Here is a 14,103-nt window from a genome sequence, read left to right as displayed (position 1 = left end):
GGCGGTGGTGCCACAGAGCCTGGGGGCGACCTGCGGGGGAGCGGAGACAACAGCCGGGCGCGGGGCGGGATCAGGAGAGGCCGTCATGCCCCACCTCCGCTCGCCGTCACGGTGGGGTTCCGGTACAGCCGCCCCGCCATGAAGTTCGCCAAGACCTCCCGGGTGTAGGGGTGGCAGTCCGTAGGCGGGTTGCCGGGATCGATCCATAACATGGCCTTGTGCTTGTCCAGTTCGGCGTCGCACGGCTCTCCATGCCACTGCTGCGCGGTGAACACCACACCGATCACCCGCGCCCCGTCGGGACCGAGGTAGTGGACCGTCTGGCAGATCTCCAGGTCCTGGGCGGCGACGCGGACGGCGGTCTCCTCGTACGGCTCGCGCGCCGCGCTCGTCGAGGGCTCACTGCTCTCCAGCTTTCTGCCGATCACGGTGACCTGGTCCGGACAGGTCTCGGACGTGTCGTTGTGCCGCACAGCCAGGATCCGCCCGTCGTCAGGCGGGAGCAGGACCATGCGTTCGCCGGACTCAAATGCTGCTGCTCGCTCACGCGGCCTGCACCTCCAGGCGGGCCAGCGTGGCCCGCCCGCAGGCGACGATCTCATCGTCGCCGTTGGGGCCCCCACGAGACGGCGCTCGCCGCATCCAGCACAGACAGGCAGCGCAGCGACCACTGCTCTTCGGCGGTGAGCGGACGGCGTACCCCTCGAAGAACGCGTGCTGAAGGTCGGGACGGCCGACCCAGGAGCCGCAGGCGAGGGTGACGAGGTCGGCAACCGCGGCATGAGGGCGGGCCCGCTCCAGATCCACCGCACCGACCACGAGGACCACGGGGCTGGCGTCGAGCAGCCAGTTGCGTTCCTTTCTCTAGGCTTTCCCGAGTTGTCGTCCGTCTTGCTCATGGATCTTCTGGGAGAGAAGTGTCGGATCGTTGGGGTGTTGCGTTCTACGACTTTCTGAAGCCGCCGCCGGGCCTGGGCGGGGGTGTGCTGGAGGGGTTCGGCGCCCTCCATGAGCGGGCTCGCAGATTCCGGACATCTGGAAGCCCCCACGAAACGTGGGGACCGGACCGGACGGCCTGTGGCCCCGGCGGCTCCGGACAGGGGCGTAAAGACGTCAGGGACGACCGTCGCGCTGTCCGGGGCGGCCTTCCTTTGCAGCCCCCCGCGGGCCGGTCCGCCCGCGGCCGGAATGCGTCACGCTTGATCTCCTACGCCACGACGCGGGACGCGACCGTCGAAGCGGCCGAGCTGGACGCGGTTTGAATTTCGTTCCTGTGGTTTGCGGCGCCCTGTATATACGCACTGGCCAGTGAAAATGCTCCCAAAACTGAGTCGATCGAAATAGGGAACTCCTGGAAGGGGGTCGACCGGGTCGAGCCGGTGGTCTGGAGCCGATCTCCTCGCGGGTGCGGTGCGGTGCGGTGCGGTGCGGTGCGGTGCAGATGCAGCCGTCGCAGCCCGGAGGATCGGTCGCAGACGCTCGGAAGGGAAGGATCCGGCTGCCGCGCCGCCTCCTCCGGTACATGTCTCGATTGCTTACGCTCTCCGTCAGGAAAAGCGGCACCGAATATTGCGCCGCATCCGGAAGTTGCAATGTGACGGGCAAGTTTCCTGGAGCGATGACGCGCAGGTCGAAATGGGACTCCTTTGTTGATTTTCCGCAGAACTCCGTCCGGGCCAGTGTGTTCTCCCCCACGTCCAGTGAGGTTTGGCGGGCTTTTTTTCCCTTTTTCCGGCACTTTCGGCTTCCTCTTTGACTCTTTGACAAGCCGGACCGTCGGTTCTTATTCTTGGCGCGTATTCGGAGCCCCGATGTCGTGGCTCCGGGGACTGGCCTGGTCGACGGGGGACGATGAACAGGTGCTTGCCTAATCAGCCGGCGAAAATCGGATCTGACCCTTCCGCTTATTAGCTCTCAGGCGAGGGCCGCGCACGCCGCGCCGCCTCCCTGCTTTCCCGGCCTCTGTCACCGCCGCTCTTTCCGTGCGCGGTCGAGTGTGACTCACCAGCACATCTGAACGACTTTCCGTACGCCGTTCGGCACGCCGTTCCGGTGATCCCGGGCATGACGGCCGACGAAGAGGAAGAAGGCATCCCGCATGACCACAGCAGTGACGAGGACGCGGACCATCGTGGACCTGTTGTGCGACGCCGCCCGGGACCACACGGAGTCCGGGTTGCGCTACCCGCGGGGCGCGGACGACCGGGACGCCCCCTTACAGAGCTACTCCGGCCTCCTCGACGAGGCCCGCTCGGTCCTCACCGGCCTTCGGGAACGCGGCCTCGCGCCAAGGGACAAGGTCGTCCTGCTCCTGGAGAAACCGCGGGAGTTCCTTGCCGCGTTCTGGGCCTGCCAGCTCGGCGGGTTCGTGCCCTGTCCCATGGCGGCCCTGGGCGGGGACCCTGAGCGTTGGGCGGCCCAGCTGACGCACGTCGACACCCTCCTCGGCCATCCGCTGATCGTCACCAGTGCCACGCTCGCCGCCGAACTCCCGCGTGCCAAGGGCCTGTCCGTCGCCCCGTTGGAGGATCTGCGCGCCGAGCACCTCGCGGACTCCTTCCACGAGGCCGATCCCAAGGACGACGCCGTCCTCGTGCTGACGTCCGGCTCCACCGGCAGTTCCAAGGCCGTGATGCTCAGCCACGCCAACCTGCTCGCCTCCATGGCCGCCAAGAACGGCTACCACGGGCTGACTCCGCAGGACATCAGCCTCAACTGGGTCTCCTTCGACCATGTGGCCGCCCTGCTCGAATGCCACCTGCTGCCGCTGTACGCGGGCAGCACCCAACTGCACGTCGAAGCGTCCGTAGTGCTCCAGGAGCCGCTGAACTTCCTGCGGATCATCTCCGGCTTCGGCGTCACCATGACCTTCACCCCCAACTTCCTGCTGGGGCTGATCAATCCGCAGGCGGACCGGCTCGACGAGGAGAACGGCGACGAGATCGATCTGTCGCGGCTCCGGCACGTCATCAGTGGCGGTGAGGCCGTCGTCCGCACCACCGGCGAGACCTTCCTCAGCCGCTTCGCCCCGTACGGGCTGCGTGCTGACGCCCTGTGGCCCGCGTTCGGCATGTCGGAGACCTGCGCCGGCAGCATCTACTCCGTCGATTTCCCGGCCGCCGACCAGGGCCAGGAGTTCGCCAACCTCGGACGGCCCGTCGAGGGGCTGCGCATCCGCATCGCCGACGAGACGCACCGCGAACTGCCTGCGGGCAGCGTGGGCGAGCTCCAGCTCAACGGCCCGATGGTCACGGCTGGTTACTACAACAACGAGCAGGCCACACAGGACGCCTTCACCCCCGACGGCTGGTTTCGCAGCGGGGACCTCGGCAGGATCGACGACGGTCGGCTCACCCTCGTGGGGCGCACCAAGGACAGCGTCATCGTCAATGGCGTCAACTACTTCAGCCACGACATCGAGACCCTCCTCGAAGGCCTCGACGACGTGGCTCCCTCGTTTGTCGCCGCCTTCCCGACCCGCGCCCCCGGCAGCGACACCGAGCAACTCGTGGTCGCCTTCCATCCGGAGTGCGCCGACGACGACGAGCTCGCCCTGTACCGGCTGCTGAGCGCGGTGCGCAGCAGCGTCGTCATGCACTGGGGGTTCCGGCCCGCACTCATCCTGCCGCTCCCGAAGGACGCCTTCCCCAAGACGAGCCTCGGCAAGATCCAGCGCGCGCTGATGCGCAAGCGGCTGGAGGCAGGGGTGTACGACGAAGTGAAGGGTGTCGTCGACGACCTGCTTCTGCGTCGGCTCGGCGGCTATACCGCGCCCAGGGGCGACACGGAGAAAGTCCTCGCCGACATCTACGCCGAGATGTTCGACACCGACCCCGACCGGATGAGTGTCACCGCCAACTTCTTCGACCTGGGCGGCACCTCACTCGACATCCTGCGTCTGCGTTCCCTGGTCGCCCAGCGCCTCGGCGCGGACGGCCTGCAGATCATCACCGTGCTGCGGGCCCCCACCGTGCGTGCCCTGGCCGCTCACCTCGACGGGGCCGCGGACGGCGAGGGGGAGTACGACCCGATCGTGCCGATGCAGGTCACCGGCGACAAGACCCCGCTGTTCTGCGTCCATCCGGGCGTCGGCGAGGTCCTCGTCTTCGTCAACCTCGCCAAGTACTTCGTGGGCGAACGGCCGTTCTACGCACTGCGTGCCCGCGGCTTCAACCCCGGCGAGAGGCCCTTCGAGAGCTTCGCCGAGATGGTCGACACGTACGTCAGAGCCATCCGCTCCCGCCAGCCGCACGGCCCGTACGCCGTCGCGGGGTACTCGTACGGCGGCGCGGTCGCCTTCGAGATAGCCAAGGTGCTCGAAGCGCAGGGCGAGCGCGTCGACTTCGTCGGCAGCTTCAACCTGCCGCCGCACATCAAGTACCGCATGAACGAGCTGGACTTCGTCGAGACGGCCGCCAACCTGGCGTTCTTCCTGGAGCTGATCGACAAGAAGCAGTCCCTCGAACTGCCCGCAAGGCTGAGGCCGTTGTCCAAGGACGAGCAGCTCGCGTACTTCATCGACCATGCGCCCGAGGGCCGTCTCGCGGAACTCGACCTCACCTTCGAGAGGTTCAAGGCGTGGGCGGAACTCGCGGACGGCCTCACGAACCTCGGACGCGGCTACTCGCCCGCCGGCGAAGTCCGCTCGATGAGCGTCTTCTACGCCATCCCGCTGCGCGGCACCAAGGAGGACTGGCTCAACAACGAGCTGCGCCGCTGGGACGAACACGCCACCGGCGAGAACCACTACATCGACGTAGCCGGCGAGCACTACACGCTGATGGGCCCGACCCACGTGGCGTCCTTCCAGTCGATCCTGCGCAAGGAACTCGACCGCGCCCTCGGCGACGCCTGAACCGAAGCGATCCCCGACCCCCGAGGAGGGGCAGTACGTGAACCGCAAGAAGATCCTGGTGACCGGTGCCACAGGACTGGTGGCGGGACCGGTCGCCGAGGCGCTGGCCGACGGCAACGAGGTGTGGGCACTGGGGCGCTTCGGCGCCCCCGGGGCCGAAGAGAAGCTGACCCGCCACGGCATCCGCACCTTCCGCTGGGACATGGACGACACCGGCGCCGGCTCCCTGAAGGGCCTGCCGGAGGACTTCACCCACGTCTTCCACTCCGCGGTGAACCGCGGCGAGGACGGCGACGTCAACGCGGCCGTCGAGGCCAACTCGGTCGCCGCGGGGCGCCTGATGACCCACTGCCGTACCGCGGAGGCCTTCCTTTACGTATCCACCGGCGCGCTGTACGCCCGCCAGACCCTCGACCACAAGTACACCGAGACCGACCCGCTGGACGGCAAGGCCGACTGGCTGCCCGCCTACCCCGTGGTCAAGATCGCGGCCGAGGGCACGGTCCGGGCGTTCGCGCAGACCCTCGGCCTGCCGACCGTCATCGCCCGCCTCAACATCGCCTATGGGCCGGCCGGTTACGGAGGTGTGCCGATGCTCTACTTCAAGCGCATGCTCGCGGGCGAGCCGATCCCGGTCCCGCTGGAGGGCCAGAACTGGACCTCACTGCTGTACATCGACGACCTCGTCGAGCAGGTCCCGCACCTGTGGAATGCGGCGAGCGTCCCGGTGACCCTGACCAACTGGGGCGGCGACGAGTCCGTCGGCATCACCGACTGCGTCCGCTACCTGGAAGAGCTCACCGGGGTCGAGGCGAACCTCGTACCGAGCGAAGTCACCCGCGAGACCTACCAGTTCGACCCGACGCTGCGCCGCTCGCTCACCGGGCCGTGCAAGGTGCCGTGGCACGAGGGCATCCGGCGCACCCTCGCGGCCCTGCACCCCGAACACCTCAAGAAGTGAAAGGAACGGCTCCCGTCATGACCGACAGCCGCGGCAGTACGGACAGCACAGATCCGCTGGCACCGATCCACGCCGCCTACGCCGCCTTCGCGGCCCGCGACGTGGGCGCGCTCCTGGCTGCCTTCGACCCGGACATCGAGTGGGTGCACCCCGAGGGGATGGACAAGTACGGCCTCGGCGGTACCAAGTACGGGCACGCCGGTGTCAAGGAGTTCCTCGCGCATGTGCCCACCGTCCTCGGTGGCATGCGGCTGCATCCGGGCGAGTTCATCCGGGAGGGCGAGCGTGTGGTCGTCTTCGGCCGCCGGGACATCACCTCCCTGAGCGGCCACACGGAGACGCAGCCGTTCGTGCACTCCTGGGTCCTGCGCGACGGACGGGCCGTCCGCATGGAGGACATCTTCGACACCGTCGCGTTCCACCGTGTGATCGAGAGCTGACGGGCGACGATGACGTACGCCTATCTGGGTCCGGAGGGAACCTTCACGCAGACCGCGCTGCGCCGGCTGCTGCCGACGGTCCCTCCGGACCGGGAACCGGCGCACCGCCCGTTCCCGAGCGTGGCCGCCGCGCTGGAGGCGGCCTTACGGGGTGAGTGCGACGCGGCGGTGGTGCCACTGGAGAACTCGGTGCGCGGCGTCGTACCCGCCACCATGGATCAGCTGGCCTCGGCGAAGATGCACATCAACGCCGAGGTCGAGGTGCCTGTGTCCTTCGCGCTGATGGCTGCCGAGGGCGACGTGGAGGAGGTGACCGTGGTGCACAGCCACCCGCACGCGCTGGGCCAGTGCGAGGACTGGCTGCGCACCCGGCTCCCCGGGGCCCGCACCCGGACCGCCGCCTCCACCGCCGCGGCCGCCCGGGAGGTAGCCGAGGCGGGCCTCCCCGGCCACGCGGCCATCGCGGCCGCGCCGGCCGCCGGCCTGTACGGGCTGCGGATCCTCGCCACCGGCCTCGGCCGGGAGGCGGGGGCCGTGACCCGGTTCGTGTCGGTGGCCCCCCGCTGGTCCCACCCGGCCCGGACCGCACGCGAGCGGACGTCCCTATTGGTCTCATTGGGCGCCGCGGGCCCGGACCTCGTCCCCGACGTACTCAACGAGTTCCGCACCCTCGGCATCGCCCTGTCCTGGATCCAGTCCTGGCCGACGGGCCGGGCGCTCGGCAGCTACCACCTGTTCCTCGACGTCGACGGTCACATCGACACCCGCCCGCTGCGCTTGGCCATGGCGGCCGTCGAGGCCCGTGGCCTGGAGGTCCGCTTCCTGGGCAGCTATCCACGCTGGTCCGCCGCAGCCGGCTGACGCGGGCGGCCGTCGGCGGTGGGAGCGAGCCGGTCGCCGGAGGCGGAAGCGGCCGGCCGGGCGTTGTGGATGCGGTCGGTCGGCCGGCGGCTGACGAGGCCGTCACACCATGGGCCCAAAGGTTTCCTCGGACGTCGGCCGACACCGCTCGTCGGCTGCGGGCCCAGGGGTGCCGCCGGCCTCGCCTCGGCGGAGCTCGCCGACCTCCGGGGGGCGGAGCTCGTCTGTCGTGGGCTGGCAGATCTGGCCCGCGGATCGACGCAGTTCGTCGGCCGCTTCCCGTACGGCCGGCAACAGGGTCGCCACCGGCGGGCTGTCCAGGGCACCCTCGCGCACCACGAGGGTGATCCGGCGGATGGGCCGGATCCCCTTCAGAGCGATGCGGGCGACCGGATGCCCCGGCCGGTCGGGCACCAGGTCGGGGACGAGCGCGACGCCCCAGTCCAGCGAGACCAGCCCGAACACGGCCTGCATGTCCCCGATGTCGGAGACGATGTCGGGGACGAAACCGGCGTCGGCGCACAGGTGCAGGACCAGCTGTCCGAGTTTGGACGTCCGGTCCAGCAGCCACGGCTGCTCCGCGAACTCGGCGAGGGCACGCGGCTCCTCGCTCCGGGCGAGCGGGTGACCGGGCGCGATGGCCAGGCGGATGCGGTCGCTGATCACCTCCTCCTCGTACAGCCCCGGCACCCGTGGCTCGGGCACCTGCGGGTAGCCGGAGGCCAGGACGGCGTCGAGCTTCCCGAGCCGGACCGTCTGCCGGCCCTCGTCGGGATCGACGCCGTGCAGGGTGATGCGCAGTTCCGGATGACGTGCGCGCAACCGGCTCAACGCCGGCACCAGCAGGGCCGGCCCCTCGTGGAGCGGCACGCCCACCCGCAGCTCGCCGGTGACCTTGCCGTCCCGGGCGAGCAACTGCGCCTCCGCGGCCTCAAGTTGCGCGAGGACCCGCTCGGTGTGAGCCACCAGCAGCCGTCCGGCGGCGGTCAGCTCGGCCCGTTTGCTGCCGCGGTCCAGCAGCGCGGCGCCGGTCTCCGACTCCAGGGCGGACAGCTGCTGGGAGACCGCGGAGCGCGTGTAGTTGAGTGCCTGCGCGGCCGCGGCGATCGAGCCCCGGGCCCCCACCTCGCGCAGCAGCACCAGTTTCCGTACATCCAGCACCGTCATCCTCGCTAACGCTTCTGGTTAAGAAGTGCCACGCCAGATTACGGGACAACGGTCCTGACGGCGACTTCAATGGAGATCAACACCCTCCAACGCGCCTACCGGACAAGGGACTTCTGCTATGCCCGCACTGCTTCATCTCGACTCAAGCCCCCGCCGGGGCTCGGTCTCCCGCCAGATCTCGGGCGAGTTCGCGGAGACGTGGCGCAAGGCCAACCCCGGCGGCAGCTACGTCTACCGTGACCTGGCCGCCGACCCCGTACCGCATGTCGACCACGCGCAGATCGAGGTCATGCACCGCTTGGAGACGGAGGGTATACGCGACCTCGCGGTGGCACGCGGGGCGACGCGGACGCCCGAGGAGGAGGCGAGCTGGGCGGTGACCTGGCCGCTGATCGAGGAGCTCCTCGCGGCCGACACCATCCTGCTCGGCCTGCCGATGTACAACTTCTCGGTGCCGTCCACGTTCAAGGCGTGGTTCGACCGCGTCCTGATCGCGCCGCTGATCGCCGACCCGGCCACCGGCCAGGGCCCGCTCTCCGGCAAGAGGGTCGTGGTGGCCTCCGCGCGGGGCGGCGCCTACGGGCCGGGCACGCCTCGCCAGGACTTCGACCACCAGGAGCCGTACCTGAAGGCGGCGCTCAGCATGGTGGGCCTCGCCTCCGACCTGACGTTCCTCCACGCGGAGCTGACCAAGGCGGCGCACGTGCCCCGGCTCGAGCAGTTCAAGGAGATGGCGGCCACGTCGTACCAGGCGGCGATCGACGGCGCCCGCACACACGGCGAGGCCTGACAGCCCCGGGTGTCCCCGGCAACCGCTCTCACCGCAGCGGGAAGTTGCGGTCGAACACGTTCTCCGGGTCGTACCGGGCCTTGAGCGCGCGCAGCCGGGTCAGGGCCGGCTCGGGGAACGCCTCGGCGAGGGCCTCTGGGGAACGGCGGGTGTCGAAACTGAGATACACGCCGTTCACTTCCGGGGCGACCCGTGCCCAGTGGGCGTCGAGGGAGCGCTCCCGTTCGGGCACGGTCGCGGAGAGCAGTTGGAAGTTCTGGGTGCGGTGGGCGTAGGCGGTGGCCGAGAGACTGACGTCGTTGACCGCGCCGCCCACCGAACGGAACTGCCCCATCAGTACCTGCCCCGACGCCAGAGCGTCCGCGACGGAGCGGGCCGTCTGTGTGGAGACGCGGTCGAGCAGTCCGGAGCGGGTGGCGCCCAGGCCCTGCCCTCGGTGCGGGGCGCCGCCGACCGGCACCAGCGCCGGGTACGGGGCGAGCACCGCCTCCTGACGCAGCAACGGGCCCAGGCCCAGCAGGGGAGTCAACACCCGCTGGGCGGCGCCCGGGCGGTCTCCGGCGTAGACCGCGGCGACGTGGGCCATGGCCGGCCGGCCTGGTGCGGCGGGCATGAGGGTGAGGAAGCTCGTGAGCTCGCGGGGCGCGGCCTCGAGGACGGCTCCCCACTCCTCGACGAGCGGCGCGGTTTCCCGCGCGTCGAAGACCAGGTTGGCGAAGACGACGTCGCCGGTCTCGGACGCCTCCAACTCCACCGCCGTGACCACGCCGAAGTTGCCGCCCGCACCCCGGACCGCCCAGAACAGGTCGGGGTGGTGTTCCGCGTCGGCGCGGACGAACGTGCCGTCGGCCAGTACGATCTCGACGGCCGTCACATGGTCGATGGTCAGCCCGTCCCGCCGCGCGAACCAGCCCATGCCGCCCGCGGTGACCAGCCCGCCCACGCCCACGTCGCCGGTGTCTCCGGAGCTGATGGCGAGCCCGTGCGGGGCGAGGAGCTGCGCGACTCTCCCCCAGCGGGCGCCCGCGCCGATCCGGACCCGGCGTCGCGTCCGGTCCAGCACATCGACGTGGTCGAGGCGGGAGACGTCGATGACGACACCGCCGTCGTTGGTCGACCGTCCGCTGATGCCGTGCCCGCCGCTGCGCACGGACACCACTGTGCCCCTGCTGCGGGCGTACGCCAGTGCCACGGCCGTCTCCTCCACGTTCTCGGGGAAGATCACCGCGGCCGGGGCGCCCCGGTGCACGTATCCGTGGCGGACCCGCTCGTAGCGGGCGTCGGACGGCAGGACCGTCCGGCCGGTGAGGGACGCGGGTAACGCGACGTCGGTGAGGCTCTGTTCCGTCATGACGGGGAGGTCCCTTCGGAGGACTCGGGAGGATCGACGGGCTCAAGGAGGCACCGCAGGGTGAGCGTCAGGTACGCCACGAGCCGCTCCGGCGGCATCTCGGCCACCGGGCCGCCGCGCAGCACGTACCGGCTGAAGGCGACGCCGATGAGCTGGGAGGCGAGCAGGTCGACTCGCTCGTCCGCGTCGGGCCCGCTCAGCACCGTGCGGTATGCCTCCATGCTGCTGCGCCGCATCGCCGCGTACAGGCCGGTCGCGGCCTGCTCGTCGGAGGCGGCGCTGCGGATCAGCGCGAGGAACGGGTCGTTGCCGTCGGCGTGTTCCATGCGTTCGACAAAGGCCCGTGCGATCCGCTCCGGCAGGGTCTCGGGCGGGCCGGGAAGCAGTTCGGGCAGATCGCGGGGTCCGGGCACGGCCGCGAGAAACAGCTGCTCCTTCGAGCCGAAGTGCCGCATGACCAGACCGTGGGTGACACCGGCCCGCCCCGCGATCTCCCGGATGGTGGCACGGGCGTAGCCCCGCTCGGCGAACGCGGCCCGCGCCGCCTCCAGAATCGCCTCGCGGTGGACCTCGGGGGCGCGGACGCGTTTCCTGACGACGGCGGGGGCGCTGGGAGGTTCGCTGCTCACTCTCTTAATGTACATCTGGTCATTAGCGCGGCCGATGGCCGCCCCGCTCGGCATGACCAGTCATGGCGTACGGGGAGCTCGACGACTCCGACGGTGTGGTGGGCCAGGCCGCCGCCGCGGTGGCCGAGGTGGCCGACCACGGCAGCACCGAGGCCCTGTACCGCCTTGCGGTGATGCGGCAGGAAGCAGGTGACCGGGAAGGCGCAGAGACTTTGGCGCGCATGCCCTGATCTGGGCACAGGAGTTGCTGCGCACCGCCGAACTGCCCGTCCAGCGGCGCCGCGCGGTGCACGCCCTGTACGACGCGATGCTGGAGGAGGTGATGTACGGCCAGTACCTGGACGTGATGGGCACCGGCCCCGATGACGACGTCGACGCGCTTTGCAGATCGTCCGCTACAAGACCGCCACCGCGACGGTCGAGCGTCCCTTGCAGCTGGGAGCCGCCGTCGCCGGCGCCGACGACACCGCCCTGGGCCTGTGCACAGCGCTGGGGCTGCCCCTGGGGGAGGCGTTTCAGATCAGGGACGACCTGCTGGACGTCTTCGGCAGCGCGGACGGTGCGTGCGCGGCCCGGCCTGGGGGACCTGCGAGAGAGGAAGCGCACCGTTCTCCTCGCTCTGGGCCTGCGTGCGGCCACCCCGGCGCAACAGCGTCGACTGCGCCGCCTGGTCGGCCGGGCCGATCTCGACGCACAGGGGGCGGCCGAGGTGCGGGCCATCCTGGAGGAGACCGGCGCGCGGCGGCGCACCGAGCACATGATCACCTCCCGGTTTGAGCAGGTCCTGCGGGTGCTGGATGCGGCGGCGCTGCCGCCGGCCGCGTCCCTGGCGCTGCACGGACTGGCCGTCACCGCCACTCAGTACACCTCCTGACGTACCAGCAGCTTCCGGCACACCTGACCGGACACAGCACTAGCCGGCTCCTGGCGCCGCGGAATTGTGAGCGCCTGGCACTACGAATGGGACCTTCCTCGTGACCGAAGTGCACCCAGCGGCGGAACGTCGACAGGACACCTTCAACTTGCCCTCGTCCCTCAGCCGTTGATGGATCGTGGTGACCGTCGTTGTCTCCAGCAGGGCCTTGACATGGTCGCGGTGCGGTTCGATCTCTGCCCACCGGACCTGGTTCAGCTTCCGGCTGGCCAGCTCCGGGAACCAGCTCTTGAGCAGCTTGGCCCAGTCCGTCTAGCTCATGGGCGGGCCGCCCGGGGTGATCCCAGCTGCCTCCGCCGGCGCCAGGTACTTCCTGACCGTCTTGTGGTCCACCCCAAGCGAGGCGGACACCTGGCCCTTCGAGCGGCCCGCGTACCAGTGCACGTAGATCTCGACGATGTCGACCACGGTGAAACGTTCTCCTTGCCATCCAGTGTGTCCGTCGACCTCTCGGTTCGCAGGTCGAGGGGCCGCGACGTCTCCGAGAGGGCCAGGACCCTCAACCCGGCACCGGCATGCCCATGGGGAACCCGACGGATACGCAAGGAAGATCCGACAGCTGCTCAAACCACCCGAAACAGGAAATCGAGCCAGTTCGAGCGCGGTCACGAGCACCATCAAGGATCAGCGTCCCCCTGGGGAACCGTGATTGTCGGGGTGGGGAATTACGTGACGCTGATCATGCAGATCGTGGGGAATTGTTGACCGCTGACACGGGTCAGCTGTTGCCGATGACGGCCTTGCCGCGGATGCCGCCCTGGGACAGGGACTGCAGCGCGTGCGGGGTCTGGTCGAAGGGGACCACCTTTCCCACGACCGGGCGTACCGCGCCCTGGTCGATGAGGGTGGTTATCTGGCGGAGCTGGTCGCCGCTGGCGCGCATGAACAGGAACTCGTACGTCACGCCGAGCTTCTTGGCCTGCCTGCGGATCTTGCGGCTCAGGGCTGCGACCGCGAGGCGCAGCAGCGGGTTCAGGCCGGCCTCGCGGGCGAACGCGGGGTCCGGGGGACCGGTGATCCCGATGGCTTTGCCGCCGGGCTTGAGCACCCGCAGGGACTTCTCGAGGGTCTCCCCACCGATGCTGTCCAGCACCAGGTCGTAGCCGGTCAGGAGCTGTTCGAAGTCCTGGGTGCGGTAATCGATCACCGTGTCCGCGCCGAGCGCGCGCACGAAGTCCGCGTTGGAGCCACTGGCGGTCGTGGCGACGCTCGCCCCGAGGTGCGCGGCGAGCTGGATCGCGATCGAACCGACCCCGCCGGCGCCGGCGTGGATGAGAACCTTCTGCCCAGGCCGCACCCGCCCGCGCTCCACCAGCGCCTGCCACGCCGTGAGCGCCGCCAGCGGCAGTGAGCCGGCCTCTTCCATGCTGATCGAGGCGGGCTTGAGCGCCAGGTCGCCCTCCGCTACGGCGATGCGCTCGGCGAACGTGCCGATGCGGTCCTGGTCGGGCCGGGCGTAGACCTCGTCTCCGGGCTTGAAGCCGCGAACCGCCGTCCCGACGCCGATGACGGTGCCCGCTACGTCGTTGCCCAGGATCAGCGGGAGCTTGTAGGGCAGGATCTGCTTGAACTCACCGGCGCGGATCTTCTCATCCAGCGGGTTCAGCCCGGCGGCCTCCACCCGGACCAGCACGTCGTGCTCCCCCACGGTGGGCTCGGGGACCTCCGCCTCCTGCAGCGGCTCCTTGTACTTGGTGACGACGAACGCTCGCATGGGGCGCCACTCCTTGACTCCATCCTGTTTATCCAGGCATGAGGCTAGATCAGCCAATTCGGCGTGACATGGGGCCTCGCCTCACTCCATCAATCCGATTGCACCGGCGGGTACGTCGCCGCGATCCGCGCCGCGCAACTCGGCAAGAACATCCAGTCCGGCAGTGCGGACAACGGACAGCCGCAAACCCTGTCCATAACTTCGGTTCCGGCGGGCTACCGGCAGGCGGGGCGGACCGCGGTGGAGGAGCGGGGGAGCGGCGTGGCCGCATCGCGGGTCGAGGCGGTCCGGCGGGCGGGCGCCGCTGACGGGCGGCCGACGAGGCCGCCGTCCTCGGCACCGAGGGCGTCCTGGGCCCGCAACGCGCCCTCCCCGGTGCCACATACCGGCCGCGAGCACCC

15 protein-coding genes are annotated in these 14,103 nt (G+C 69.9%); 7 read left to right on the top strand and 8 right to left on the bottom strand.

Annotated elements, in window-relative coordinates; all coding sequences use genetic code 11:
• Positions 1–83: 83 nt before the first annotated feature.
• Together K1J60_RS00205 and K1J60_RS00200 are read right to left on the bottom strand one after the other, a co-directional pair.
• Positions 84–512, bottom strand: coding sequence for an NUDIX domain-containing protein (locus tag K1J60_RS00205; protein ID WP_220644318.1), 429 nt, complete (start codon positions 510–512; stop codon positions 84–86).
• A 31-nt stretch (positions 513–543) separates the two neighbouring features.
• Positions 544–828, bottom strand: a complete 285-nt coding sequence (locus K1J60_RS00200; protein ID WP_220644317.1) for a hypothetical protein — start codon at positions 826–828, stop codon at positions 544–546.
• A 1,270-nt stretch (positions 829–2,098) separates the two neighbouring features.
• On the opposite strand from K1J60_RS00200, the gene K1J60_RS00195 reads away from it, so the two are divergent.
• Genes K1J60_RS00195 through pheA form a run of 4 tightly spaced genes read left to right on the top strand, consistent with a single transcriptional unit; the run spans position 2,099 to position 7,117 of the window.
• Positions 2,099–4,855: a non-ribosomal peptide synthetase gene (locus K1J60_RS00195; protein WP_220644316.1), complete on the top strand. Its 2,757-nt coding sequence runs from the start codon at positions 2,099–2,101 to the stop codon at positions 4,853–4,855.
• A 37-nt stretch (positions 4,856–4,892) separates the two neighbouring features.
• A complete protein-coding gene (locus K1J60_RS00190; RefSeq protein ID WP_220644315.1) occupies positions 4,893–5,816 on the top strand; it encodes an NAD-dependent epimerase/dehydratase family protein in 924 nt (307 codons plus the stop codon).
• A 17-nt stretch (positions 5,817–5,833) separates the two neighbouring features.
• On the top strand, positions 5,834–6,256 hold the full coding sequence (locus K1J60_RS00185; RefSeq protein ID WP_220644314.1) for a nuclear transport factor 2 family protein: 423 nt from the start codon (positions 5,834–5,836) through the stop codon (positions 6,254–6,256).
• A gap of 9 nt (positions 6,257–6,265) precedes the next feature.
• The gene (gene pheA, locus K1J60_RS00180) at positions 6,266–7,117 is read left to right on the top strand and encodes a prephenate dehydratase (protein ID WP_220644313.1); all 852 of its coding nucleotides are present in this window, start codon (positions 6,266–6,268) and stop codon (positions 7,115–7,117) included.
• A gap of 102 nt (positions 7,118–7,219) precedes the next feature.
• Here pheA and K1J60_RS00175 read toward each other — a convergent pair whose 3' ends face one another.
• Positions 7,220–8,284 (bottom strand): LysR family transcriptional regulator, encoded by a 1,065-nt coding sequence (locus K1J60_RS00175; RefSeq protein ID WP_259407478.1) that lies wholly within the window; start codon positions 8,282–8,284, stop codon positions 7,220–7,222.
• A gap of 118 nt (positions 8,285–8,402) precedes the next feature.
• On the opposite strand from K1J60_RS00175, the gene K1J60_RS00170 reads away from it, so the two are divergent.
• Entirely contained in the window at positions 8,403–9,074 is a 672-nt protein-coding gene (locus K1J60_RS00170) for an FMN-dependent NADH-azoreductase (protein WP_220644312.1), read from the top strand.
• 28 nt (positions 9,075–9,102) lie between these two features.
• Here K1J60_RS00170 and K1J60_RS00165 read toward each other — a convergent pair whose 3' ends face one another.
• Together K1J60_RS00165 and K1J60_RS00160 are read right to left on the bottom strand one after the other, a co-directional pair.
• Positions 9,103–10,425, bottom strand: a complete 1,323-nt coding sequence (locus K1J60_RS00165) for an FAD-binding oxidoreductase (RefSeq protein WP_220644311.1) — start codon at positions 10,423–10,425, stop codon at positions 9,103–9,105.
• Positions 10,422–11,054, bottom strand: a complete 633-nt coding sequence (locus K1J60_RS00160; protein WP_259407477.1) for a TetR/AcrR family transcriptional regulator — start codon at positions 11,052–11,054, stop codon at positions 10,422–10,424. Before K1J60_RS00160 ends, K1J60_RS00165 begins: the two co-directional genes overlap by 4 nt.
• Positions 11,055–11,116: 62 nt before the next feature.
• On the opposite strand from K1J60_RS00160, the gene K1J60_RS00155 reads away from it, so the two are divergent.
• Positions 11,117–11,284, top strand: a complete 168-nt coding sequence (locus tag K1J60_RS00155; protein WP_220644309.1) for a hypothetical protein — start codon at positions 11,117–11,119, stop codon at positions 11,282–11,284.
• A 14-nt stretch (positions 11,285–11,298) separates the two neighbouring features.
• Positions 11,299–11,928: a hypothetical protein gene (locus K1J60_RS47385; protein WP_450165325.1), complete on the top strand. Its 630-nt coding sequence runs from the start codon at positions 11,299–11,301 to the stop codon at positions 11,926–11,928.
• Positions 11,929–12,240: 312 nt separating this feature from the next.
• Here the strand turns inward: K1J60_RS47385 and K1J60_RS45460 are convergent, their stop codons facing one another.
• The 3 genes from K1J60_RS45460 to K1J60_RS00135 all read right to left on the bottom strand — a co-directional run bounded on the left by K1J60_RS45460 (position 12,241) and on the right by K1J60_RS00135 (position 14,064).
• Positions 12,241–12,396 carry a hypothetical protein gene (locus K1J60_RS45460; protein ID WP_259407476.1) on the bottom strand — a complete coding sequence of 52 codons (156 nt, stop codon included), beginning with the start codon at positions 12,394–12,396 and terminating at the stop codon, positions 12,241–12,243.
• A gap of 310 nt (positions 12,397–12,706) precedes the next feature.
• A complete protein-coding gene (locus K1J60_RS00140) occupies positions 12,707–13,702 on the bottom strand; it encodes an NADP-dependent oxidoreductase (protein ID WP_220644308.1) in 996 nt (331 codons plus the stop codon).
• A gap of 215 nt (positions 13,703–13,917) precedes the next feature.
• A complete protein-coding gene (locus K1J60_RS00135; RefSeq protein ID WP_220644307.1) occupies positions 13,918–14,064 on the bottom strand; it encodes a hypothetical protein in 147 nt (48 codons plus the stop codon).
• Between the last annotated feature and the right edge of the window lie 39 nt (positions 14,065–14,103).

This window comes from Streptomyces akebiae, assembly GCF_019599145.1.
Taxonomy (GTDB): domain Bacteria; phylum Actinomycetota; class Actinomycetes; order Streptomycetales; family Streptomycetaceae; genus Streptomyces; species Streptomyces akebiae.
The sequence above is the reverse complement of the archived record's forward strand: the minus strand, read 5'-3'. Positions and strand labels throughout refer to the sequence as shown.

Excerpts from the sequence above, each read along its gene's own strand:
- K1J60_RS00205 (WP_220644318.1), bottom strand. The coding sequence starts at position 512 with ATGGTCCTGCTCCCGCCTGACGACGGGCGGATCCTGGCTGTGCGGCAC.
- K1J60_RS00195 (WP_220644316.1), top strand. The coding sequence starts at position 2,099 with ATGACCACAGCAGTGACGAGGACGCGGACCATCGTGGACCTGTTGTGC.
- K1J60_RS00185 (WP_220644314.1), top strand. The coding sequence starts at position 5,834 with ATGACCGACAGCCGCGGCAGTACGGACAGCACAGATCCGCTGGCACCG.
- pheA (WP_220644313.1), top strand. The coding sequence starts at position 6,266 with ATGACGTACGCCTATCTGGGTCCGGAGGGAACCTTCACGCAGACCGCG.
- K1J60_RS00175 (WP_259407478.1), bottom strand. The coding sequence starts at position 8,284 with ATGACGGTGCTGGATGTACGGAAACTGGTGCTGCTGCGCGAGGTGGGG.
- K1J60_RS00170 (WP_220644312.1), top strand. The coding sequence starts at position 8,403 with ATGCCCGCACTGCTTCATCTCGACTCAAGCCCCCGCCGGGGCTCGGTC.
- K1J60_RS00165 (WP_220644311.1), bottom strand. The coding sequence starts at position 10,425 with ATGACGGAACAGAGCCTCACCGACGTCGCGTTACCCGCGTCCCTCACC.
- K1J60_RS00155 (WP_220644309.1), top strand. The coding sequence starts at position 11,117 with ATGGCGTACGGGGAGCTCGACGACTCCGACGGTGTGGTGGGCCAGGCC.
- K1J60_RS00140 (WP_220644308.1), bottom strand. The coding sequence starts at position 13,702 with ATGCGAGCGTTCGTCGTCACCAAGTACAAGGAGCCGCTGCAGGAGGCG.